Below are 21,492 nucleotides of genomic sequence, written 5' to 3'. Positions count from 1 at the left end.
CGCCATACGGCGACCCGGCGACCACGACGAAAGGACGGCGGCCATGAAGCCGGACATCCACCCGCAGTATGCGACCACCGAGGTCACCTGTTCCTGCGGCAATGCTTTCACCACCCGCAGCACCGCCAAGGGCGGCACGATCCACGTGGAGACGTGCTCCGTCTGCCACCCGTTCTACACGGGCAAGCAGCGTGTGCTCGACACCGCCGGCCGGGTCGCGAAGTTCCAGCAGAAGTACGCGAAGGTCCAGGCCAAGAAGGCCTAGCTGCGCCTCCGGCGCCCGTACCACCTCCGTCTGGCACGGGGGTCGGTGCGGGCGCCGACTTCGTCCTTGGCCGATTTTCCCCCTCGTGGGGTTCTCTTGTGGGGCGCGAGACAATGAGCACCGACACCTCTTCAGGGCAGCGACTGCAGGCGCTTCTCGCCGAATACCAGGAGCTCGAGCAGAAGCTCGCCGACCCGAGCATCCACGCCGACCAGGGCCTGGCCCGCAAGACCGGCCGGCGCTTCGCCGAGCTGTCGCCGATCGCGAAGACCTCCGGCGAGCTCGACGCGGCCCGCGAGGACCTCGCGGCGGCCCGCGAGCTGGCCGCCGAGGACCCGGCGTTCGGCGGCGAGGCCGACGAGCTGGAAGCGCGCATCCCGCACATCGAGGAGCGCCTGGCCGAGCTGCTCGCCCCGCGCGACCCCAACGACGCCAAGGACATCATCCTGGAGGTCAAGGCCGGCGAGGGCGGCGAGGAGTCCGCCCTGTTCGCCGGCGACCTGCTGCGGATGTACATGCGCTACGCCGAGCGCCACGGCTGGCAGACCGAGGTCCTCGACTCGCAGGAGTCCGACCTGGGCGGCTTCAAGGACGTCGCCGTGTCCATCAAGACCCGCGGCATCCCCGAGGCCGGCAACGGCGTCTGGTCCAGGCTGAAGTGGGAGGGCGGCGTCCACCGCGTCCAGCGCGTGCCGGCCACCGAGTCGCAGGGCCGCATCCACACCAGCGCCGCCGGCGTCCTCGTGACCCCCGAGATCGAGGAGGCGGGCGAGATCGAGGTCGACGCCAACGACCTGCGCATCGACGTCTTCCGCTCCTCGGGCCCCGGCGGCCAGAGCGTCAACACCACCGACTCGGCCGTCCGCATCACCCACCTGCCGACCGGCATCGTCGTCTCCTGCCAGAACGAGCGCTCCCAGCTGCAGAACAAGGACCGCGCGATGCGCATGCTCAAGGTCAAGCTGGCCGCCCTCGCCGAGGAGCAGGCCGCCGCCGCGGCAGGCGACGCCCGCCGCTCCCAGGTGCGCACCGTCGACCGCTCCGAGCGCATCCGCACCTACAACTACCCGCAGAACCGCATCTCCGACCACCGCATCGGTTACACGGCGTACAACCTGGACCTGGCCATGGCCGGCGACCTCGACGGCGTCCTGGACGCCCTGGCCGACGCCGACCGCAAGGCCCGCCTCGCGGGTGACGACCAGCTCAGCCGAGGGTGATGCGGGTCTAACGCAGACGTCACACAGCGGAAACGGTGCAGGGGCAGCCTGGAGTCAGGTAGCGTTTCGAGCCGGATGACCTTACCGATCGTGATCACGCTGCCGAGCCGAGCCTCCGGAGGGACGCCATGCCATCGTCGCCCGTCGACCTATCTGCAGCCCCACGCGTAGTGGTCGGCACCGCCGCCGACCTGATCTACAAGGTGGGTCTGTCGATGCTGGGCGCCGACCGCATGCCCACCGCCAAGGCCAACGCCTGGGCCGCCGTCTGCGCCGACCAGGAGCGCGCCCGCATCCGCGAGGAAAACGCCCGCATCCTGCACGCCGTCCGCTGACCCGCTCCTAGCTCTCTTCCTCACGCCGCAACCCCCTCCCAATTCCGAAATATCCGGCACAGGGGGAACTGTCGGCACTCCGACACTGCCACTCCTCCATGATCCGGTAGAGATCGTGTAGCCAGGGGTGCACAAGGTCTTCCGGATCATGGGCAATCGCTCCGGTACCGCCCGATCCAGCAAGCGATGTTCGTCACTACCTCATGATCCCGTGCGGTTCTGGTAGCCAGGGCTACCGAAACCATTCGGGATCACGGGGAGGGTCGGCCCCGGACCGGGCTTCGCGGACCGGGGACTCGCATGGGGTCGGGCTCGCCGCCGGATAATTCGGATTTGCGTCGGGTCGTGGCGGTGCTGAGCGCAACCCGGCAGTCAGGCGCTCGCCACTCGTGATCCCGTGCGGTTCTGGTAGCCAGGACTGCCGCCCTGATTCGGGACCGCCCGGAGTTTCCGTGATCCAGTAGAGGTTGTGTAGTGCCCTGACCACTAACGTTGACCGGCTTGGGGTCGTCGGCTCGGTAGGGCCGGAGTAGCCTCGCCTCGTGGAAGATCGCGAACAGTACCTGCGATATCAGCAGGATCGGACGGTGCTGGCGGCGATCGGGGCTTGTCTTGATCGCCAGGTGGGTCGGATCAGCGTGCGGTTGCCTCGGTCTCTGGCCGAGTCGGCCGTCGCCGCCTGGAATCGCGAAGAACTGGGCGGGATCGGCGAGGAGAGTCGCGAGGAGTTCGAACTGCGTGACGATGCCGCCGGACTGGCCTTGATCGGTCTGGCGATCAGTGAGCGCGGCGTTGGCGACGGTGAGGAGGTCGTTGTCGACCTGGATGTTGTCGAGGTCGCGGCGGCGTTGCGGTCCGTGCGATAGGTCAGGCCGCGGCAGCGAGAGAGCGTCCACCCCAGCGGATGCCTTTCTCACTGCGGATGCGGGCGCGTTCGCGGCGTTGTGCGGCTAGGACGTCGGGGTGGCGGGTGTTGGCGTTGCGCCAGCGCAGGTAGGCGTGGATGGCCTTGGTCGAGGCCGGGTGGTTGGCGCGGTTTGAGCCGGCGACGGTGAACATGCGCAGCGGCCCGAAGTGGGCCTCGATCGGGTTGGCCCAGGACGAGTAGGTCGGGGTGAAGCAGAGCTCGACCTTGTGCCGGGCCGCCCACTGGCGGATCGCCGCGCCGCGGTGGGCGGAAAGATTGTCCAGGATGACGTAGATCGGTGCGCCGTCCGGCCGGGCGGCGCGGATCGACTTGAGCGCGGCCAGGGTGTTCGTGGCGGACTTGCGGCGGCGCACGACACCCCAGAGGGTGTCGTCGCCGACCGAGTAGCAGCCGTGGAACTGCCGCACCCCGTGCAGCTTGTGGTAGTTCGCCGGGAGCCGGTCCGGATGTCCTGCCGGTGCCCAGCCCGCCCCGCCGTGCGGGCGGATCGTGAGCGGGCCGAACTCGTCGAACGCGAACACCCGATCCGGGGCCTCGGTCATGACCTGCTCGATACGGGCGAGTTTGGCTTCCTTGGCGGGGTCGTTGGACTCCTTCCACGTCTTCGTGCGCTGGAACGTCAGGTCATGCTTGCGCAGCAGCTGTCGGAGCCGTTCCCGACCGACCCGCACCCGGCGAGGGCCGCGGTTGTGGGCGAGGTAGTCGGCGAGTTTCCGCAGGCTCCAGCGGGTGAACGGCTGGTCGAGCGCTTCGGGACGCGTGTTGGCCGTCGCGACGATGAACGCTTCGTCGTCTTCACTGATCAGGCGGGGACGGCCACCCGCCCACTGAGGGTTGAGGCTGGCCATGCCCAACTCGTTGAACCGGTGAATGACCTGCCGGACCGAGTCCTCATCGGCCTGGACCAGCCGCGCGATCACCGGCACGCTGTTGCCGCCGGCCGACGCGAGGACGACCATCGCCCGGCGCAGCCGGATCGCGGAGCCGGTACCTCGTCTGGTTATCCGCAGCAACTGCTGACCCTCCTGGTCAGACAGCCGCCGCACCCGCACAGGTTCTGCCACCCCGACAGCCTGACCGCGACAACGCCGACCGGCCCGCAGGCCGGGCGGCGTGTCATCAAACACCGCGAACGTTCGTGGTCACGGCACTAGTCAGAGGTGCACAAGGTCTTCCGGATCATGGGGGATGGGTCCGGCACCGCCTGGTCCAGCAAGCGATGTTTGTCACTGCTCCATGATCCCGTGCGGTTCTGGTGGCCAAGGCTGCCGAAACCGTTCGGGACCGCCCGGAGTTTCCGTGATCCGGTAGAGGTTGTGTAGTCAGGGGTGCACAAGGTCTTCTGGATCATGGGGATAGGTCCGGTACTGCCCGGTCGAGCGAGCGATGTTTGTCACTGCCTCGTGATCCCGTGCGGTTCTGGTAGGCCTGGCTACCAAAAAGCATTCGGGATCATGAGGAAACACCCCATCCAGTCACCGCGGAGGGCGACCACCTGATGCGGCGCGCATGCGGCGCTTGGTCTGCCTCGCGTCTCGGCGGGGGCAGTGCGTCGCGGAGCGGCGCATTGGGGCCGCGGGTGAGAATCTCCGCCGGGACCCGCCGCGACAGCGGTGGGGCGGAAGCACAGCATCCCCGCTGGGACCCGGCGCGGCAGCGGTGGGGGGAATTACAGTTCAGCTGGCGGCGCGGGGGCGGGGGGTTTTGGCGCGCAGCATGGCGTGGTCGGCGGCTTCGAAGGCTTCGGCGACCGACTCGAAGTCCTCGCCCGACAGGCCGGCCCAGCCGATGGTGACGCCGACGGGGGTGCCTGGGACGAGGGCGTGCCAGTCCTCGGCGGCGACGGCGGCGACGATGCGGCGCTGGATCTCGCGGGCCTCGGCGGCCGAGGTGGTGGGCAGGACGACGACGAACTCGTCGCCGCCGTAGCGGGCCACGAAGTCGCCCTTGCGCATGACGCGGTTGAGCACGCCGGCGACGCGTTGCAGGACGAGGTCGCCGGAGAGGTGGCCGTGGCGGGTGTTCACCTGCTTGAAGCCGTCCAGGTCGCAGACGCCCAGGACGGCGTGGCCGCCGGCGGAGACGAGCTTGGTGACGTGCTCCTCGAGGTAGCGGCGGTTGGGCAGGCCGGTGAGGGGGTCGGTCTGGGCCTCGCCGCGGTGGAAGTCGACGCGGCGGACCAGGTCCTCGTGGTCCAGGAGCGCGGCGATACCTTCCACGAAGAGGTCGCGGAGCCGGTCGGGTTGCACGTTGGCGACGTGGAAGGCGTGGCGGTCGGCGTGGTACGCCGAGCGGTAGTCGCCGGTGCCCAGATGGGCCAGGGCGCGGAGGCGGTGCTGCTCGGCGGCGCCCAGGGACTCGTCGCTGACGTGGGCGGTCTCCAGGCGGGCGACGGCCTCGATCGGGCGGCGCTCGGCGATGGCCTTGCAGACGGCGCCGAGGGTGCGCAGGTCGCGGGCGCGGGTGGACATGCCGGCGGACTCCAGCAGCGGCCACGGGTCGACGTCGGTGACGAGGCCCTGGATGCCGAGGGTGCCCAGGCGCAGGACCGCGTAGCCGAGCGCGCCGCGGGCGATGGGGCGCAGCTTGTCGAGGTCGTTGTCCTTGTGCTTGCGCTCGAGGTCGCTCACGACGTCGCGCAGTATGCGCTGGCAGCCCTCGCTGTCGCCGCGGTGGTCCAGCTCGACGGCGTGCAGGAGGCGGATCTGCGGGGTGGCGAAGTCGGTGTTGGCGGTGGCGACCCCGACCTCGGCGGCGACCTCGCGGGCCTTCTCCATGGCGGCGTTCGCGTGCTCGTGGAAGCCGGTGTACGAGTAGGCCATCGCCAGGTTGTGCCAGCCCCACGCGGTGGTCTCGTCGGTGAGCTCGACGGCGCCGAGGGCCCGCGAGCCGTGCACGAGCGCGCGGACGCAGCGGTCCAGCGAGCCCGCGCGGAGGGCGACGATCGCGGCGAGGGCCTGCAATTCACCGTACTGCGCGGGGTCCTGCACCTGGCGGGCGGCGGCGAGGCCGGCGTCGAGGGCGGCCGGGTAGTCCTCGGCGCGGCCCATGTTGATCAGGGCGATGAGCCGCAGGGTGAGCGCCTCGACGCGGTCGTGCGGGGGCTGGTCGCCGGCCAGGATGCGGTCGATGACCGTCATCGCCTCGCCGAGGTGGTCGTCGAAGATCAGGCGCCGGGCGCGGGTCAGCTCCGACGTGCGGTCTGCCACCGCCATCGGACCCTCCTTTCGCGCGCCCCATGATTATGGGGTGCACAGCACCGAAGATGACATGCCGGACGGCGAAACCGCCACGCTTTCCGTGGTGATCGCGGCCGCCACCCGCGCGTTGGACCTCGCGGGGGTGGCGTCGCCGCGGGTCGACGCTGAGCTGATCGCCTCCCACGTGCTGGGAATCCCCAGGTCGCGGCTGCTGACCGCGCCCTTGCCGGACGCGGGGCAACGGGCGCGGATCAGCGACCTCGTCGGCCGGCGAAGCGCGCGGGTTCCGTTGCAGCACCTGACCGGGACGGCGCCGTTCTACGGGCACGAGCTCGCGGTCGGCGAAGGCGTCTTCATCCCACGGTTCGAGACCGAGCTGCTCGTGGAGTGGGCGCAGAAGGCGCGGCGGCAGTTCGTACAGACGCGGAAAACGACAATCGTGGACCTCTGCGGCGGGTCGGGCGCCATCGCCATCGCGATGCGGGACGCGGGCGCCGACGTGTGGTGCGTCGAGCGGAGCCCGGCCGCGCTGCGGTGGCTGCGGCGCAACGTGGCGAGCCTGGCGCCGGACGTCCACGTGGTCGAGGGCGACGTGACCGACCCGGCCGTCCTGCGCGAGCTCGACGGCACGGCCGACCTGGTGCTGAGCAACCCGCCCTACGTCCCGGAAGGCGCGCCGGTCGATGTGGAGGTCGCGGTGCACGACCCGCACGACGCCGTGTTCGCGGGCGGCGACGGCCTGGCGCTCATGCCGGGGCTCGTCGAGCGGGCGGCCGGGCTGCTGCGGCCCGGCGGGCGGCTGGGGATCGAGCACGACGACAGCCACGGCGAGTCGCTGCCGGCGCTGATCCGCGCGACCGGGCGCTTCGACGAGGTGACGGACCACCGCGATCTCGCCGGACGCCCGCGCTTCGTCACCGCCCGGCGGGTGGCAGACTAGCCGCGTGATGCTCTACGACTGCAGCCAGCTTGCCGAGCGCGACCGCGGGATCGCCGCCGCGATCGAGGCGGTGGGCCGCGGCGACCTGGTCGTCATGCCGACCGACACGGTTTACGGCATCGGCGCCGACGCGTTCAAGTCCTGGTCGGTCACCGCGCTCAACAACGCCAAGGGCAGCTCGGCGCCGGTGCCGGTGCTCGTCGGCTCCCGGCACACCCTCGACGGGCTCGTCTTCGGGCTGCCGCAGGCGGCGCGCGACCTCGTCGACGCGTTCTGGCCGGGCGCGCTCACGATCGTCGTGGAGCACGCGCCGAGCCTGCAGTGGGACCTCGGCGGCGGCGACGGCACGGTCGCGGTGCGCATGCCGCTGCACCCGATCGCGCTGGAGGTGCTGCGCGAGACCGGACCGATGGCGGTCTCGTCGGCCAACAAGCAGGGCCAGCCGGCGGCGGAGACCGCGGCCGAGGCCCGCGACCAGCTGGGCTATTCGGTGAGCGTCTACCTGGAGGGCGGCCCGTGCCCGGAGCCGGTCGCCAGCACGATCATCTCGGTGACCAACAGCGAGCACCGGGTGCTGCGGGCCGGCGCGATCCCGATCGAGAAGCTGCGCGAGGTCGTGCCGACCCTGATCGGCCTGGAGGACTGAGGCCGCATGGCGCCGTTCAGCGTCCTGTGCGTGTGCATGGGCAACATCTGCCGGTCGCCGATGGCCGAGCGGCTGCTCGTCGCCGACCTCGCCGCCCTCGGCGCGCCGCCTGACCTGGTCTATGTCCACGGCGCGGGCACCGGCGGATGGCACGCGGGGGAGCCGATGGACCCGCAGGCGGCCCGGCAGGTGCTCGCCCGGGGCGGCGACACCGTGGGCTTCCGCGCCCGCAAGCTGCTGGCCGAGCACGTCGACGCCTCGGATCTGGTACTGACCGCGACCGCCGAACAGGTCGACTTCGTGGTGTCCCTGCGACCGGACGCGGCGAGCCGGACGTTCGTGTGGGGGCAGTTCGCGCGCCTGCTGCCGGCGGTGGCGGCGGACCTGCCCGCGACCGCCGACGTGTACGACCGGGGCGTGGCGCTCGTCGACCTGGTGGACAAGGCCCGCGACGAGGTGCGTGACGAGGACGACCTGGCCGATCCGTGGGGCCGCCCCGACGACTTCTTCGGCATCGTCGCCGACCAGGTCCAGGCGCTGACCCGCCCCCTCGCGGCGGCGCTGCTCAACCGCTGACCGCGGGCCGGCGAACGGCGGCGCTGCTCAACCGCTGACCGCGCGCCGACGCACGGCGCTGGTCAGCCGCTGACGTCCGCGGTTTCGGTCAAGGGCAGGCGCTCGGCCGAGCGGGCGATGTTGCGGGCCATGCCGCCGAAGATGACCGCGTGGAAGGGCGCGACGGCGAGCCAGTACAGGTGGCCGGCCAGTCCGCGCGGGAGGAAGACGGCGCGCTGCTCGTACACCAGCCGCCCCCGCTGATCGAGGGCCACGCGCATCTCGAGCCAGGCCTGCCCGGGAAGCTTCATCTCGGCGCGCAGCCGCAGCAGCTCGCCCGGCACGATCTCCTCGACGCGCCAGAAGTCCAGCGCCTCGCCGACGTAGAGGCGGTGCGGGTCACGCCGGCCGCGGCGCAGCCCGACCCCGCCGACGAGCCGGTCCAGCCAGCCGCGGACCGACCAGGCGAGCGGGAAGGAGTGCCAGCCGTTCTGCCCGCCGATCGCCTCGATGACGCGCCACAGCTGGTCCGGCGAGGCGGCGACGGCCCGGCTGCGCTCGTCGCGGTACACCGTGCCGCCCGACCACGCGGGATCCGACGGCAGCGGGTCGCTCGGCGCGCCCGGGATCGCCGCGTTGGCCCAGCGGGTCTCCACGTCCGCGTCGCGGATCCTGCGCAGCGCGAGCCGGACGGCGAGGTCGAAGCCGGTGAGCCCGTCGTGCGGGTCGGGCACGAACGCGGCGATGTCGTGCTCGTGGCAGACCGCCTCGTGGATGAGGCTGCCGACGAGCGGGCGGGCGATCCGGTTGGGCACCGGCGTGACCAGGCCGACCCAGTGCGACGACAGCCACGGGGTGAGAACCCGGACCGGCAGCACGGCCCGCGGCGGGAGGCCGGCGACGACGGCGTACCGGCGCATCATCTCGGCGTAGGTGAGCACGTCCGGCCCGCCGATGTCGAACGCCCGGTTGAGCGGCACGGGGAAGACGGTCGCGGCGGCGACGAGGTAGCGCAGGACGTCGCGGATCGCGATCGGCTGGATCCGGTTGTGCACCCAGCGGGGGGTGATCATGACGGGCAGCCGCTCGGTGAGGTACCGCAGCATCTCGAACGACGCCGAGCCGGAGCCGATGATGACGGCCGCGCGCAGCACGACGGTCGGCACGCCGCTGCGCAGGAAGATGTCGGCGACCTCGCCGCGCGAGCGCAGGTGCGGCGAGGCGGCCCCCTCGCTCGGCACCGGCCCGCCCAGGTAGACGATCCGCTGCACGCCGGCGTCGACCGCGGCGACGGCGAGGTTGAGCGCGCTGAGCCGGTCGACGTCCTCGAACGACGCCTGCCCGAGCGCGTGGACCAGGTAGTAGACGACGTCGACGTCGCGCATGGCGTCGGTGAGGCGCTCGTCCTGCTCCTCCACGAGGTCGCCCTGCACGATCTCGACGCGGCCGGCCCACGGCACGTCCCGCAGCCGCCGCGGGTCGCGGGTCAGGCAGCGGACCTCGTGGCCCGCGGCGAGGAGACGGGGGACCAGCCGGCCGCCGACATACCCGGTCGCGCCGGTCACGAGGCATCGCATGACTTCATGCTTACCCTGCGCTCATGCCCCCTAGACTCGTTTTCATGGGCGACACCTACTGGGGGCCGGACTTCGACGCGCTCCGCGAGACGGACCCGCAGATCGCCGACGTCGTCCTCGACGAGCTGCAACGCCTGCGCGGCGGCCTGCAGCTCATCGCGAGCGAGAATTTCACCTCGCCCGCGGTCCTGGCCGCGCTGGGTTCGACGCTGACCAACAAGTACGCGGAGGGCTACCCGGGCCGCCGCTACTACGGTGGCTGCGCGGCCGTCGACCGGGCCGAGGAGCTCGCGATCGAGCGGGCCAAGGCGCTGTTCGGCGCCGAGCACGCCAACGTCCAGCCGCACAGCGGCGCGAGCGCCAACCTCGCGGCGTACGCGGCGCTGCTCATGCCGGGCGACACCGTCCTGGCGATGGAGCTGCCGCACGGTGGGCACCTCACCCACGGCAGCAAGGTCAACTTCTCCGGCAAGTGGTTCAACACGGTCGGGTACCCGGTGCGCCGCGAGGACGAGCTGATCGACTACGACGAGGTGCGCGACCTCGCCCTCAGCCACCGTCCCGCGATGATCATCTGCGGCGCCACCGCCTACCCGCGGCTGATCGACTTCGCCCGCTTCCGCGCGATCGCCGACGAGGTCGGCGCCTACCTGATGGTCGACGCGGCGCACTTCATCGGCCTCGTCGCCGGCAAGGCGATCCCGTCGCCGGTCGAGCACGCCGACGTGGTCAGCTGCACGACGCACAAGGTGCTGCGCGGCCCGCGCGGCGGCATGCTGCTGTGCCGGGAGTCCCTCGCGCAGCGCATCGACAAGGCGGTCTTCCCGTTCACGCAGGGCGGGCCGCTCATGCACGCGGTCGCGGCGAAGGCGGTCGCGCTGCACGAGGCGGCGCAGCCGGCGTTCGCGGACTACGCGGCCCAGGTCGTGCGCAACGCGCGGGCGCTCGCCGCCGGGCTCGAGGCGCAGGGGATGCGGCCGGTGTCCGGCGGCACCGACACCCACCTGGCCCTCATCGACCTGCGCGGGCTCGGGATCACCGGGCGCGACGCCGAGGAGCGCTGCGACGCCGCGGGGATCACCCTGAACAAGAACGCCATCCCGTACGACCCGGAGAAGCCGATGACGGCCTCCGGGGTGCGGGTCGGCACGCCGTCGGTGACGACGCAGGGGATGGGCGAGCCGGAGATGGCCCAGATCGCCGAGCTGATCGGCGGCGCGATCCGCGGCGAGCAGGTCGGCGACCGGGTGACCGAGCTGGTCGGGCGGTTCCCGGCGTATCCTGCTCCACTGTGAGGAAGCGACTGCAGCACCTGCCGACCGCGTTGATCGCGATGGGCGGCCTGCTCGTGGCCGCCGCGCCCCTCGCCTGGTGGCGTGACGGCGGCACCGGCGCGCTCGGCGCCCTCGCCGGTGTGGCGCTCGTCATGCTGAGCTACACCGTGTCGAGCCTGATCATCGCGGTGACCGACCTGCGGGCCCGGCACCTGCTGATGCCGGTGGCGCTCGGCACGTACATCCTGAAGTTCGCGATCATCGGCGTCGTCATGTGGATCGTCGCGGAGACCGGCTGGGGCGGCCTGCCGTGGCTGGGCGCGCTGGTGATCGCCGGCACGCTGATCTGGGTCGCCGCCCAGGCGGTCTGGGTGTGGCGGGCGAAGATCCCCTACGTGGAGATCGAGCCGTCCTAGCGCGCCGTCAGCAGGGGTTGCGGCGCTCGCCGCTGGCATTCGACAGCCCGGAGTTGCGCCGGTTGTCGTACACGTTGGCCTCCACGTGGGTGCGGAAGGTGCCAGCCGCGCAGGCGGTGTCGACCTGCCGGGTCCTGGCCGCCGCGGAGTGCTCGCGGGTCGTGTAGGCCGCGTTGCTGACGAACGTGTCCTGCGCCACCGTGACCCAGGTGCCGCCGTCGTTGCGCTGCAGGCGGACGGTGACGGTCAGCCCGTCGGGGCCGGGGGAGTCGCAGCGGAACTGCGCGGCGGCGACGATCCTGCCGTCCTTCTCCGCGGGTCGCTGCGGTGAAACCGAACACACGACCCGCTGGTCGCCGCCGCTCGACGCCGTCCGCGACCTGTCGCCGGGGCCGGTCTTGGTGATCACGATGGCGGTCAGAATGACGAAAAACGCGATGACGGCGTTGCGCAAGGTCATCACCCCCATACGCATTGTTATCCTTGACCTTCAGCTAACCCCCTGGGAGTGACCGTGCGCAACATTCACTCACGCATCAGTCGTGTAGTTGACGTTCGCCTGGCGTTCGGCGTAGTAACGTTGACGGCCGTCGGTTGATGGCACCCGGCCCCCAGAGCAACCCCCGCGCGACGAGCACGCGGGGGTCGATGCACGGGTGCTCCCGGCAGGCTGATATGGTCACCGCGTCATGGCCGGTAACCAGACACCCAAGCAGTCCGGATCGAGTGGTGCCAACGAAGGTTGGGCCGCCGTCGGATACCTCATCTCGGGCATCGCCGTGTGGGGCTTCGTCGGCTGGCTGATCGACGAGTGGCTCAACGCCGGAGGAATCGTCACGGCGATCGGGTGTGTGCTCGGCGCCGCTGGTGGCATCTACCTGGTCGTCAAGCGCCTCGGCGCCTGACGGACCGGTTGTATTGATAAACGAGAGGGACGTGGTGAGCGGTCTGGTTCTGGCGGAGACGCCTTTCCCGCCCAGCGTGGAAGACATCTTCCCTCCCCACCTGTTCGGTGTGGAGTGGCTGACGAAGTTCAGCCTGTTCCTGTGGCTGGCCGTGGCCCTGGTGCTCATCTACTTCCTGGTCTCCTACCGCGACCCCAAGATCGTCCCGACCAAGAAGCAGTGGCTCGCCGAGTCGATCTACGGCTTCGTCCGGGAAGGCGTCGCGAAGGACGTCATCGGCCACGAGGGGCTGCGTTTCGCGCCATACCTCGCGTCGCTGTTCGTCTTCATCCTGGTCGGCAACATCTTCTCGATCATCCCGTTCATCCAGGTCTCGCCGATGGCGCACATCGCGTTCCCGGCCGGCCTGGCGATCTGCACGTATGTGCTGTACCTGTACCAGGGCTTCAAGAAGCACGGTTTCGCCGGCTACATCAAGCACGCCGTCTACCTGCCCGCCCCGTGGTACATGCAGTTCCTGCTGATCCCGATCGAGTTCCTGCAGGCCTTCATCCTCCAGCCGGTCACGCTCGCCCTGCGACTCTTCGCCAACATGTTCGCCGGGCACATGCTGCTGCTGGTCTTCACGCTCGGCGGCTTCGCGCTGCTCAACGCGGAGAGCTTCTTCCTCAAGCCGATCTCGCTCGTGTCGTGGGCGATGACCATCGGCCTCACCTTCTTCGAGCTGCTGATCGCGGCGCTGCAGGCATATGTCTTCACGCTGCTGACCGCCAACTACCTGGCCGGCGTTCTCGCCGACGAGCACTGAGCGCATCCCACGCTTCGAATTCGAAAGCGAAAACGCACCACCTTTTTCAGTTGTCCCGCGTGACCGTCACGCGAGATCTCAGGAGGAATTCCAAATGGACCACCTGGCAGCAGTCAACGGCAGCCTCAGCGCCATCGGCTACGGCCTCGCCGCCATCGGCCCCGGCATCGGTGTCGGCATCGTCTTCGCGTCGTACATCCAGGCGACCGCCCGTCAGCCCGAGTCGGCCGGCCTGACCCGTACGTACATGTTCCTCGGCTTCGCCGTGGTCGAGGCGCTCGCCCTCCTCGGCATCGCCTTCGGCTTCGTCTTCAAGTAAGCCACCCGCCTCCACCAACATTTAGAGCGGGAGGTTTCCCATGCTGCAGTTCCTGGCTGAAGAGGGAGCTGGACACAACCCGATCATCCCGATCTGGCAGGAGATCGTCGTCGGCCTGATCGCCTTCGGCATCCTGTGCTTCGTGCTGATGAAGTTCGTCTTCCCGCGCATGGAGGAGACCTTCCGCGCACGGGTCGACGCGATCGAGGGTGGCATCAAGCGCGCCGAGGAGGCGCAGGCCGAGGCCAACCGGCTGCTGGAGCAGTACAAGCAGCAGCTCGCCGAGGCCCGCACCGAGGCGGCCAGCATCCGTGACGAGGCGCGCGCCGACGCCACGGGCATCCGTGAGGACATCCTCGCGAAGGCCCGCGAGGAGAGCGACCGCATCATCGCGGCCGGCCGCGAGGCCCTGCAGACCGAGCGGCAGACCATCGTCCGTCAGCTGCGCGCCGAGATCGGCTCGCTCGCGGTCGACCTCGCCGGCCGGATCGTCGGGGAGTCGCTGGAGGAGGAGGCCCGCCGCCGTGGCACGGTCGAGCGGTTCCTCGACGAGATCGGTGACAGTCCTGCCGGCACCGCAGGGCGGCGTTGATGGACACCATCAACCGGGAGTCCTACGGAGCCGCCGCCGACAAGCTCGCCGCATTCGCGGCGAGCGCTGACGTTCAGCGGATCGGTGCCGTCGGCGAGGAGATCCTCGCCGTGGCCGGTCTGCTCGGGCGTGAGCGGCCGCTGCGCCGGGCCCTGGCCGACCCGGGTCGCGCCGGTGAGGACCACGCCGCCCTCCTTCGCTCGGTCCTTTCGGGCAAGGTCAGCGACGAGGCGCTCGACATCCTCGCGACTCTGGTCACGGGCCGTTGGTCCGGCCCCGGTGCGCTCCTGGACGGCGTCGAGCTGCTCGGGGTCACCACGCTGCTGTCCGGCGCCGACCGCGTCGGTGAGCTCGGCGACGTCGAGGACGAGCTGTTCCGGTTCGGGCAGGTCGTCTCCGGCGACTCCCGTCTCGCCGCGGCGCTCGCCGACGCCTCGTCGCCGCTGGAGGCGCGGGTCCAGCTGGTCAAGGACCTGCTCGGTGGCAAGGCCAAGCCGACGACGGCGCGGCTGACGGAGCTGGCGGTCATCGGGTTCGGTGGCCGGGGCTTCGAGAGCTCGCTGACCCGCCTCATCGAGCTGGCCGCGAAGCAGCGCGACCACTCGGTGGCCTACGTCACGACCGCGGCCCCCCTGACCGAGGCTGACGAGCAGCGCCTGGCCGGTCGTCTCGCTGAGCTGTACGGTCGAGAGGTCTCCCTCAAGATCGACGTTGATCCACGCATCATCGGTGGTGTGCGGGTCAAGGTCGGTTCGGACCTGTACGACGGCACGGTGTCGCGGCGTCTCGCCGAGGCCAAGACGGCACTCGCCAACTAATCCCCGAAGCTTGATTCACTTCCAGATAGAAGGTTGAGGAATGGCCGAGCTGACCATCTCCTCGGACGACATTCGGGGCGCACTCGAGCGCTACGTGTCGTCCGTTGATTCACGGATCTCCCGCGAGGAGGTCGGCGTCGTCTCGTACGCCGGCGACGGTATCGCCCAGGTCGAGGGTCTGCCCTCGACGATGGCCAACGAGCTGCTCGAGTTCGAGGACGGCACGCTCGGCGTCTCGCTCAACCTTGATGTGCGCGAGATCGGTGTCGTCGTCCTCGGCAACTTCGAGCGCATCGAAGAGGGTCAGCAGGTCAAGCGGACCGGCCGGGTGCTCTCGGTCCCGGTCGGCGACGCCTTCCTGGGCCGCGTGGTCAACCCGCTCGGCGAGCCGATCGACGACCGCGGCGAGATCGCCAACGAGGGCCTCCGCGAGCTGGAGCTCCAGGCGCCCAACGTCATGGCCCGCCAGCCAGTCAAGGAGCCCCTGCAGACCGGCATCAAGGCGATCGACGCCATGACCGCCATCGGCCGGGGCCAGCGCCAGCTGATCATCGGTGACCGTAAGACCGGCAAGACCACGGTCGCGCTCGACACGATCATCAACCAGCGCGACAACTGGAAGTCCGGCGACCCGAAGAAGCAGGTCCGCTGCATCTACGTCGCCATCGGCCAGAAGGCCTCGACGATCGCCGCCACCCGCGGTGTCCTCGAGGAGCAGGGCGCGATGGAGTACACGACCATCGTCGCCTCCCCGGCGGACGACCCGGCCGGCTTCAAGTACCTCGCCCCCTACACCGGCTCGGCCATCGGCCAGCACTGGATGTACGGCGGCAAGCACGTCCTGATCGTCTTCGACGACCTGACGAAGCAGGCCGAGGCCTACCGCGCCGTTTCGCTGCTGCTGCGCCGCCCGCCGGGCCGCGAGGCCTACCCGGGTGACGTCTTCTACTTGCACTCCCGGCTCCTGGAGCGCTGCGCGAAGCTGTCCGACGAGCTCGGCGGCGGCTCGATGACCGGTCTGCCGATCATCGAGACCAAGGCCAACGACATCTCGGCGTACATCCCGACCAACGTCATCTCGATCACCGACGGTCAGGTCTTCCTCGAGTCCGACCTGTTCAACCAGGGTGTGCGCCCCGCCATCAACGTCGGCACCTCGGTGTCCCGCGTCGGCGGCTCGGCCCAGGTCAAGGGCATGAAGGACGTCGCCGGCCGCCTGCGGCTGGACCTCGCGCAGTACCGCGAGCTGGAGGCCTTCTCGGCGTTCGCGTCCGACCTGGACAAGGCGTCGCGGGCCCAGCTGGACAAGGGCGCCCGCCTGGTCGAGCTGCTCAAGCAGCCGCAGTTCTCCCCGTTCGCGGTCGAGGACCAGATCGTCTCGGTGTGGGCCGGCACCACCGGCAAGCTCGACGACGTGCCGGTCGGCGAGATCCGCCGCTTCGAGGGCGAGTTCCTGCAGTACCTCCGCAGCAACCGCAAGGAGCTCATCGCCGCCATCGCGGAGTCGAAGAAGCTGCCGCAGGAGACGATCGACGGCCTGACCGACGCGATCGCCCACTTCAAGAAGACGTTCACGGCCAAGGGTTCCGAGGCGCCGCTCAACGAGGCCCCGGCCAAGGCGCTGCAGGGTGAGCAGGATCGCGAGACCGTCACCCGCCAGGTCCGGAAGTCGGGCTGAGCCATGGCCGGTCAGGTACAGGCACTGCGCCGGAGGATCCGCACGGTCAAGTCGACCAAGAAGATCACCAAGGCGCAGGAGCTCGTCGCCACGAGCCGCATCGGTAAGGCGCAGGAGCGGGTCGCCGCGTCGCTGCCCTACGCCGAGGCGATCACGGGCGTGCTGACGGCACTGGCGACCAACACCAACGTCGACCACCCGCTGCTGGTGCCGCGCACCCCGGTCCGCCGGGCCGGGGTGCTGCTGGTCACCAGCGACCGGGGGCTCTGCGGCGGCTACAACGCCAACGCGATCCGTCAGGCCGAGCAGCTCATCGCCCGCTTGCGCGCCGACGGCAAGCAGGTCGCGCTCTACGTCTCCGGGCGCAAGGGCGTGGCGTACTACCGGTTCCGCGGTCGCGAGATCGCGGGCAGCTGGACGGGCTTCTCCGAACTGCCGCGCTTCGAGAACGCGCGGGAGATCGGCGAGACCCTGATCCAGGCCTTCGTCAACGGCGCCGACGACACGGTGGACGGCCCCGGCCCGGACGGCATCTACGGTGTCGACGAGCTGTACATGGTCCACACCCAGTTCCGCTCGCTCATGACGCAGACCCCCGTCGCGCGCATCGTCGCTCCGATGGAGGTCGAGGAGCAGCAGGTCTCCGGGCCGTTGCCGGCGTACGAGTTCGAGCCGGAGGCCGAGGAGCTGCTTGAGGCGCTCCTGCCGAAGTACATCAACACGCGGATCTTCGCGGCGTTGCTGGACTCGGCGGCGAGTGAGTCGGCGGCCCGCCGGCGGGCGATGAAGAGCGCCTCAGACAATGCCGACGACCTGCTGAAGCGGTACACGCGCGAGATGAACTCCGCGCGGCAGGCGGCGATCACCCAGGAGATCAGTGAGATCGTCGGCGGCGCCAACGCGCTGGCGGCGGCGGGAAGTGATGTGTGATGACTGCACCAGCCAAGACCGCGGTCGGCCGCGTCGTCCGGGTCATCGGCCCGGTCGTCGACGCCGAGTTCCCGCGCGACGCCATGCCCGCGATCTACAACGCGCTGCACGTCGAGGTGACCCTCTCCGAGGGCACCAAGAAGCTGACGCTCGAGGTCGCCCAGCACCTGGGTGACAACCAGGTCCGCGCCATCTCCATGCAGCCGACGGACGGTCTCGTCCGCGGCGCCGAGGTGCACGACACCGGCTCCGGCATCTCGGTGCCGGTCGGCGACATCACCAAGGGCCACGTGTTCAACGCCCTCGGCGAGGTGCTCAACGCCGACGAGTCGAAGCTCGAGATCAACGAGCGCTGGGAGATCCACCGCAAGGCTCCCGCGTTCGCCGAGCTCGAGCCGAAGACCGAGATGCTGGAGACCGGCATCAAGGTCCTCGACCTGCTCGCGCCGTACGTGCGCGGTGGCAAGATCGGCCTGTTCGGTGGTGCCGGCGTCGGCAAGACCGTTCTGATCCAGGAGATGATCATCCGGGTCGCCCGGAACTTCGGTGGCACCTCGGTGTTCGCCGGCGTCGGCGAGCGCACCCGTGAGGGCAACGACCTCATCCTGGAGATGGACGAGGGTGGCGTGCTCGACAAGACCGCCCTGGTCTTCGGCCAGATGGACGAGCCGCCCGGCACGCGTCTGCGGGTCGCCCTGTCCGCGCTGACCATGGCGGAGTACTTCCGTGACGTGCAGAACCAGGAGGTGCTGCTCTTCATCGACAACATCTTCCGGTTCACGCAGGCCGGCTCGGAGGTCTCGACGCTGCTCGGCCGTATGCCGAGCGCCGTCGGCTACCAGCCGACCCTGGCCGACGAGATGGGTCTGCTGCAGGAGCGCATCACCTCTGTGCGGGGCAAGGCCATCACCTCGCTCCAGGCGATCTACGTGCCCGCCGACGACTACACCGACCCGGCGCCGGCCACCACGTTCGCCCACCTGGACGCGACGACCAACCTCGAGCGGTCGATCTCGGACAAGGGCATCTACCCGGCCGTCGACCCGCTGGCGTCCTCCTCGCGCATTCTCGCGCCGGAGTACGTCGGCATCGAGCACTACACGGTCGCCCGCGAGGTGCAGCGGATCCTGCAGAAGTACAAGGACCTGCAGGACATCATCGCCATCCTCGGTATGGACGAGCTGTCCGAAGAGGACAAGGTCACGGTCGGCCGTGCCCGGCGCATCGAGCGGTTCCTGTCGCAGAACACCTACGCGGCGGAGCAGTTCACCAACGTCCCCGGTTCGACCGTCCCGCTCAAGGAGACGATCGAGTCGTTCAAGAAGATCTCCGAGGGTGAGTACGACCACTTCCCCGAGCAGGCCTTCTTCATGTGTGGCGGTCTTGAGGACCTCGAGCGCAACGCGCACGAGCTCATGAAGGACTGACATAGCCGTACGGCAAAAGGGCGCCTCCCGGTTAGGGGGGCGCCCTTTGTCTACTTAGTTTTCAGCAAAACGCCAACACGATGGCGTGACATACGTCACGCTCTGAAGTGTTGAGTGGCCATCTGCAGCGCGATTGCGGATCGTCGCTCCACCGGCATTTCAGGAGTTGTGCCAACGTGGCGAGGCCCACTGCTCGCCGCGTCGGATCATTGACTACACTCGGCAAAACCGAATCGCGCACACGAGGAGTAACTAGCGTGGCGAGGCAGCTGCACGTCGAGCTCGTAGCCGTCGAGGAAAAAGTCTGGTCCGGTGACGCCGACATGGTCATGGCGCGCACGACGGAGGGCGAGCTCGGTGTGCTTCCCGGTCACGCGCCGCTGCTCGGTCAGCTGGCCGAGCCGGGCCAGGTGCGCATCAAGCACTCCGGTGGGCAGGAGATCGCCTTCGACGTCTCGGGCGGGTTCCTCTCCGTCACGGCGACCGGGGTGACGGTGCTGGCCGAGAGCTGCACCCCCGCCTCCGCGCAAGCCGCGCACTGACCGGCGGGCGGCGGTGGTGAGGATCGTCGAGGGAATCGGCATCGGGGTCCTCATCCTGCTCGCCGCTCTGGCGCTGCTCTTCCTGCGCCGCGTGGTCATCGCCCGGCAGGGCGGCACGATCGAGCTGGGTGTCCGGCTGAGCACCATGGTGCCCGGCCGGGGCTGGTCCGCGGGCTTGGCCCGCTTCGCCGGCGACGAGCTGAAGTGGTATCGCATCTTCAGTTTCTGGCCCGGCCCGCGCCGGGTGCTCTCCCGGCGTGGGCTCTCCGTCGACCGCCGTCGCACCCCTGACCCGGCCGAGCTGCTGGTGCTTCCGCCGGACTGGGTGATCGTGCGGTGCGTCAGCCGGCAGTCGCCGGTCGAGATCGCGATGGCCGAGCGGGCGCTGACCGGGTTCCTGTCCTGGGTAGAGGCGGCGCCTCCGGGTGAGTCGACCCCGGAGACCCGGCCGTACAGGTATCGCACAAACTAAGCAGAAATTGACGTTTCTCTTTCTCCTGGTGGAGACTGACGCCGTCTGAGAGCGCTCTCCCAGTGGCCGTCACCCCTAGGAGAACCACGTTATGTCCAGATTGCTCGCTGCCGTGGTGATTTCCGCGGCAGTACTGTTCGCGGTGCCCGCGCCCGCCTCTGCGGCCGCGACCTGCGGCACCACCAACATCGCGCTCAACCGGCCCGCCACCGCATCGTCGTCGGAGAACGGCAGCCTGCTGCCGGCGAAGGCGTTCGACGGCAATCCCGCCACCCGCTGGTCGAGCGCCTTCAGCGACCCGCAGTGGCTCCAGGTCGACCTCGGCGGCGCCCAGCCGCTGTGCCGGGTCGCGCTGCGGTGGGAGGCCGCCTACGCCCGCACGTTCACGCTGCAGGGCTCGCCGGACGGCACGTCGTGGTTCGACCTCGTGCCGGCGGCCACCAGTACCGGCGGGACGCAGACGCTGTCCGTCGCCGCCACGGCGGCCGCCCGGTACGTCCGCCTGACCGGCCTCACCCGCGCCACCCGCTACGGCTACTCGTTGTTCGAGGTCGAGGTGTACCCGGCGGTGGTGCCCCCGGCCGCTTCGGCGGCGTGGCCCACGTGGGGCGGCGGCGCCGGGCACGCGGGCGTCAACGTGGGGGAGCGGACACTCGGCGCCGCCAACGTGGGGACCCTGCACCGGCTGCGGCTGACCGGCGCCGACATCGAGGCGCCGGTCGTCGCCAACGGCATCGCCTACGGTCAGGCGAACACCTTGCAGTTCGCCGCCACCGATGTGGCGTCCGGCGCGGTGCGCTGGACCACGCCGCCGGCCACCGAGCCCGCGCTGCGCTACACCACCGGCGGGACCGTCGGCAACGGCCTCGTCTACGCCGGGACGCAGATCGGCTTCATCCACGCGTTCGACGCCATGACCGGGGTCGAGCGGTGGAACTTCCGCATCGACGGCAACCAGCTCTTCAACGCGCCGATCCTGGTCGGTGGCACCCTCTACGCCAAGGGTGACGCGCCGGGCGACAACACGCTCGTGTACGCCTTCGACGCCGCGACCGGCGCGGTGCGCTGGACCCGTGAGCTCACCGGCTACACGACGGCGACGGTGGCGTACGACAGCGGCCGGCTCTACGTCGCCGGCGGCAACGTCCAGACGCTGACCGCCATCGAGGCGACCACGGGCGCGGTGCTGTGGTCGGTGCCCGCCAGCCAGTCGATGCTGACGCCGGTGGCCGCCTGGGGCCGGGTCTATCTCGGCTTCAACGGGCTGGTCGCCTACGACGGAGCCACCGGACGGATGCTGTGGACCCGCCCGGGCACCTTCGGTTTCCCCGCCGTGCAGGACACGACCCTCTACAGCGTCGACCTGGCCACCCCGCCGGTCCTGCACGCGATCGACCCGGCGACCGGCGCGGACCGCTGGACCTTCACCCAGGCCGGGCCGGCCCAGGTCAACTCGGTCGCCTCGTCGTTCCCCGTCGTGGCCAACGGCGTCCTGTACGTCAACCTCGGCCAGGTCCTGGCGCTGAACCTCGCCAGCAGGGCCGTGCTGTGGACCGGCCCCTCGGGCGCCACCGCGGGGCCGATCGTGGCCGACGGCCGCCTGCTGGTCCACACCAGCGAAGGGCTGAGGGTCTACGGCACCTGA

The 21,492-nt window shown here is 70.1% G+C and carries 24 protein-coding genes; 20 read left to right on the top strand and 4 right to left on the bottom strand.

The features are described from left to right. Positions 1–43: 43 nt before the first annotated feature. From rpmE to AB0J72_RS04620, 4 genes are all read left to right on the top strand, one after another. Entirely contained in the window at positions 44–265 is a 222-nt protein-coding gene (gene rpmE, locus AB0J72_RS04635) for a 50S ribosomal protein L31 (RefSeq protein ID WP_344510332.1), read from the top strand. A 113-nt stretch (positions 266–378) separates the two neighbouring features. Further along, the gene (prfA, locus tag AB0J72_RS04630; RefSeq protein ID WP_344510460.1) at positions 379–1,485 is read left to right on the top strand and encodes a peptide chain release factor 1; all 1,107 of its coding nucleotides are present in this window, start codon (positions 379–381) and stop codon (positions 1,483–1,485) included. 128 nt (positions 1,486–1,613) lie between these two features. Further along, positions 1,614–1,820, top strand: coding sequence for a hypothetical protein (locus AB0J72_RS04625; RefSeq protein WP_363394384.1), 207 nt, complete (start codon positions 1,614–1,616; stop codon positions 1,818–1,820). Positions 1,821–2,362: 542 nt separating this feature from the next. Then, positions 2,363–2,686 (top strand): hypothetical protein, encoded by a 324-nt coding sequence (locus AB0J72_RS04620; RefSeq protein ID WP_363394382.1) that lies wholly within the window; start codon positions 2,363–2,365, stop codon positions 2,684–2,686. A gap of 1 nt (position 2,687) precedes the next feature. On the opposite strand, the gene AB0J72_RS04615 is transcribed toward AB0J72_RS04620, so the two are convergent. Together AB0J72_RS04615 and AB0J72_RS04610 are read right to left on the bottom strand one after the other, a co-directional pair. Then, the gene (locus tag AB0J72_RS04615) at positions 2,688–3,812 is read right to left on the bottom strand and encodes an IS630 family transposase (RefSeq protein ID WP_363394380.1); all 1,125 of its coding nucleotides are present in this window, start codon (positions 3,810–3,812) and stop codon (positions 2,688–2,690) included. A gap of 612 nt (positions 3,813–4,424) precedes the next feature. Then, positions 4,425–5,963 (bottom strand): GGDEF domain-containing protein, encoded by a 1,539-nt coding sequence (locus AB0J72_RS04610; protein WP_363394378.1) that lies wholly within the window; start codon positions 5,961–5,963, stop codon positions 4,425–4,427. A 55-nt stretch (positions 5,964–6,018) separates the two neighbouring features. Here AB0J72_RS04610 and prmC point away from each other — a divergent pair, with 55 nt between their 5' ends. From prmC to AB0J72_RS04595, 3 genes are read left to right on the top strand one after another with little or no spacing between them, the layout of a single operon-like run. Beyond that, a complete protein-coding gene (gene prmC / locus AB0J72_RS04605) occupies positions 6,019–6,888 on the top strand; it encodes a peptide chain release factor N(5)-glutamine methyltransferase (RefSeq protein WP_363394647.1) in 870 nt (289 codons plus the stop codon). 7 nt (positions 6,889–6,895) lie between these two features. Further along, the gene (locus AB0J72_RS04600; protein ID WP_344510456.1) at positions 6,896–7,534 is read left to right on the top strand and encodes an L-threonylcarbamoyladenylate synthase; all 639 of its coding nucleotides are present in this window, start codon (positions 6,896–6,898) and stop codon (positions 7,532–7,534) included. Between the two features lie 6 nt (positions 7,535–7,540). Continuing rightward, positions 7,541–8,110, top strand: coding sequence for a phosphotyrosine protein phosphatase (locus AB0J72_RS04595; protein ID WP_363394376.1), 570 nt, complete (start codon positions 7,541–7,543; stop codon positions 8,108–8,110). Positions 8,111–8,172: 62 nt separating this feature from the next. Here the strand turns inward: AB0J72_RS04595 and AB0J72_RS04590 are convergent, their stop codons facing one another. Then, positions 8,173–9,666, bottom strand: a complete 1,494-nt coding sequence (locus AB0J72_RS04590; RefSeq protein WP_363394375.1) for an SDR family oxidoreductase — start codon at positions 9,664–9,666, stop codon at positions 8,173–8,175. Between the two features lie 44 nt (positions 9,667–9,710). On the opposite strand from AB0J72_RS04590, the gene glyA reads away from it, so the two are divergent. Both glyA and AB0J72_RS04580 read left to right on the top strand, forming a co-directional pair. Then, a complete protein-coding gene (gene glyA, locus AB0J72_RS04585; RefSeq protein WP_363394373.1) occupies positions 9,711–10,961 on the top strand; it encodes a serine hydroxymethyltransferase in 1,251 nt (416 codons plus the stop codon). Next, complete coding sequence (locus tag AB0J72_RS04580; RefSeq protein ID WP_344510320.1) at positions 10,958–11,356, top strand: hypothetical protein; 399 nt, start codon at positions 10,958–10,960, stop codon at positions 11,354–11,356. Before glyA ends, AB0J72_RS04580 begins: the two co-directional genes overlap by 4 nt. A 7-nt stretch (positions 11,357–11,363) precedes the next feature. Here AB0J72_RS04580 and AB0J72_RS04575 read toward each other — a convergent pair whose 3' ends face one another. Next, positions 11,364–11,816 (bottom strand): hypothetical protein, encoded by a 453-nt coding sequence (locus AB0J72_RS04575; protein ID WP_363394370.1) that lies wholly within the window; start codon positions 11,814–11,816, stop codon positions 11,364–11,366. Positions 11,817–12,045: 229 nt separating this feature from the next. Between AB0J72_RS04575 and AB0J72_RS04570 the strand changes: the two genes are divergently transcribed. The 11 genes from AB0J72_RS04570 to AB0J72_RS04520 all read left to right on the top strand — a co-directional run bounded on the left by AB0J72_RS04570 (position 12,046) and on the right by AB0J72_RS04520 (position 21,492). Further along, positions 12,046–12,261, top strand: a complete 216-nt coding sequence (locus AB0J72_RS04570; RefSeq protein ID WP_360560358.1) for an AtpZ/AtpI family protein — start codon at positions 12,046–12,048, stop codon at positions 12,259–12,261. 34 nt (positions 12,262–12,295) lie between these two features. Next, positions 12,296–13,069, top strand: coding sequence for a F0F1 ATP synthase subunit A (atpB, locus tag AB0J72_RS04565; RefSeq protein ID WP_363394368.1), 774 nt, complete (start codon positions 12,296–12,298; stop codon positions 13,067–13,069). Between the two features lie 94 nt (positions 13,070–13,163). Then, complete coding sequence (atpE, locus tag AB0J72_RS04560) at positions 13,164–13,388, top strand: ATP synthase F0 subunit C (protein WP_033362324.1); 225 nt, start codon at positions 13,164–13,166, stop codon at positions 13,386–13,388. A 43-nt stretch (positions 13,389–13,431) separates the two neighbouring features. After that, entirely contained in the window at positions 13,432–13,980 is a 549-nt protein-coding gene (locus tag AB0J72_RS04555) for a F0F1 ATP synthase subunit B (RefSeq protein WP_360560498.1), read from the top strand. Continuing rightward, positions 13,980–14,798 (top strand): F0F1 ATP synthase subunit delta, encoded by an 819-nt coding sequence (locus AB0J72_RS04550; RefSeq protein WP_363394367.1) that lies wholly within the window; start codon positions 13,980–13,982, stop codon positions 14,796–14,798. The genes AB0J72_RS04555 and AB0J72_RS04550 overlap by 1 nt, the downstream gene beginning before the upstream one ends. Positions 14,799–14,838: 40 nt before the next feature. Next, positions 14,839–16,476, top strand: a complete 1,638-nt coding sequence (atpA, locus tag AB0J72_RS04545; RefSeq protein ID WP_363394365.1) for a F0F1 ATP synthase subunit alpha — start codon at positions 14,839–14,841, stop codon at positions 16,474–16,476. A 3-nt stretch (positions 16,477–16,479) separates the two neighbouring features. Beyond that, positions 16,480–17,406: a F0F1 ATP synthase subunit gamma gene (locus tag AB0J72_RS04540; RefSeq protein WP_363394363.1), complete on the top strand. Its 927-nt coding sequence runs from the start codon at positions 16,480–16,482 to the stop codon at positions 17,404–17,406. Continuing rightward, the gene (atpD, locus tag AB0J72_RS04535; RefSeq protein ID WP_344510307.1) at positions 17,406–18,833 is read left to right on the top strand and encodes a F0F1 ATP synthase subunit beta; all 1,428 of its coding nucleotides are present in this window, start codon (positions 17,406–17,408) and stop codon (positions 18,831–18,833) included. The genes AB0J72_RS04540 and atpD overlap by 1 nt, the downstream gene beginning before the upstream one ends. A 257-nt stretch (positions 18,834–19,090) precedes the next feature. Next, positions 19,091–19,375: a F0F1 ATP synthase subunit epsilon gene (locus AB0J72_RS04530; RefSeq protein WP_360560367.1), complete on the top strand. Its 285-nt coding sequence runs from the start codon at positions 19,091–19,093 to the stop codon at positions 19,373–19,375. Between the two features lie 16 nt (positions 19,376–19,391). Next, a complete protein-coding gene (locus AB0J72_RS04525; RefSeq protein ID WP_360560368.1) occupies positions 19,392–19,847 on the top strand; it encodes a DUF2550 domain-containing protein in 456 nt (151 codons plus the stop codon). A gap of 91 nt (positions 19,848–19,938) precedes the next feature. Continuing rightward, entirely contained in the window at positions 19,939–21,492 is a 1,554-nt protein-coding gene (locus AB0J72_RS04520) for a PQQ-binding-like beta-propeller repeat protein (RefSeq protein WP_363394361.1), read from the top strand.

It is taken from the genome of Dactylosporangium sp. NPDC049742 (assembly GCF_040674675.1).
Taxonomy (GTDB): domain Bacteria; phylum Actinomycetota; class Actinomycetes; order Mycobacteriales; family Micromonosporaceae; genus Dactylosporangium; species Dactylosporangium maewongense.
This window is presented reverse-complemented; position numbering and strand designations above follow the sequence as displayed.

Bases quoted from the DNA above. Each gene is read 5' to 3' on its own strand.
- atpE (WP_033362324.1), top strand. From the start codon at position 13,164: ATGGACCACCTGGCAGCAGTCAACGGCAGCCTCAGCGCCATCGGCTAC.
- prfA (WP_344510460.1), top strand. From the start codon at position 379: ATGAGCACCGACACCTCTTCAGGGCAGCGACTGCAGGCGCTTCTCGCC.
- AB0J72_RS04600 (WP_344510456.1), top strand. From the start codon at position 6,896: ATGCTCTACGACTGCAGCCAGCTTGCCGAGCGCGACCGCGGGATCGCC.
- AB0J72_RS04550 (WP_363394367.1), top strand. From the start codon at position 13,980: ATGGACACCATCAACCGGGAGTCCTACGGAGCCGCCGCCGACAAGCTC.
- rpmE (WP_344510332.1), top strand. From the start codon at position 44: ATGAAGCCGGACATCCACCCGCAGTATGCGACCACCGAGGTCACCTGT.
- AB0J72_RS04570 (WP_360560358.1), top strand. From the start codon at position 12,046: ATGGCCGGTAACCAGACACCCAAGCAGTCCGGATCGAGTGGTGCCAAC.
- atpD (WP_344510307.1), top strand. From the start codon at position 17,406: ATGACTGCACCAGCCAAGACCGCGGTCGGCCGCGTCGTCCGGGTCATC.
- AB0J72_RS04520 (WP_363394361.1), top strand. From the start codon at position 19,939: ATGTCCAGATTGCTCGCTGCCGTGGTGATTTCCGCGGCAGTACTGTTC.
- AB0J72_RS04590 (WP_363394375.1), bottom strand. From the start codon at position 9,666: ATGCGATGCCTCGTGACCGGCGCGACCGGGTATGTCGGCGGCCGGCTG.
- glyA (WP_363394373.1), top strand. From the start codon at position 9,711: ATGGGCGACACCTACTGGGGGCCGGACTTCGACGCGCTCCGCGAGACG.
- AB0J72_RS04625 (WP_363394384.1), top strand. From the start codon at position 1,614: ATGCCATCGTCGCCCGTCGACCTATCTGCAGCCCCACGCGTAGTGGTC.
- prmC (WP_363394647.1), top strand. From the start codon at position 6,019: ATGCCGGACGGCGAAACCGCCACGCTTTCCGTGGTGATCGCGGCCGCC.
- AB0J72_RS04610 (WP_363394378.1), bottom strand. From the start codon at position 5,963: ATGGCGGTGGCAGACCGCACGTCGGAGCTGACCCGCGCCCGGCGCCTG.
- atpA (WP_363394365.1), top strand. From the start codon at position 14,839: ATGGCCGAGCTGACCATCTCCTCGGACGACATTCGGGGCGCACTCGAG.
- AB0J72_RS04575 (WP_363394370.1), bottom strand. From the start codon at position 11,816: ATGACCTTGCGCAACGCCGTCATCGCGTTTTTCGTCATTCTGACCGCC.
- AB0J72_RS04595 (WP_363394376.1), top strand. From the start codon at position 7,541: ATGGCGCCGTTCAGCGTCCTGTGCGTGTGCATGGGCAACATCTGCCGG.
- AB0J72_RS04540 (WP_363394363.1), top strand. From the start codon at position 16,480: ATGGCCGGTCAGGTACAGGCACTGCGCCGGAGGATCCGCACGGTCAAG.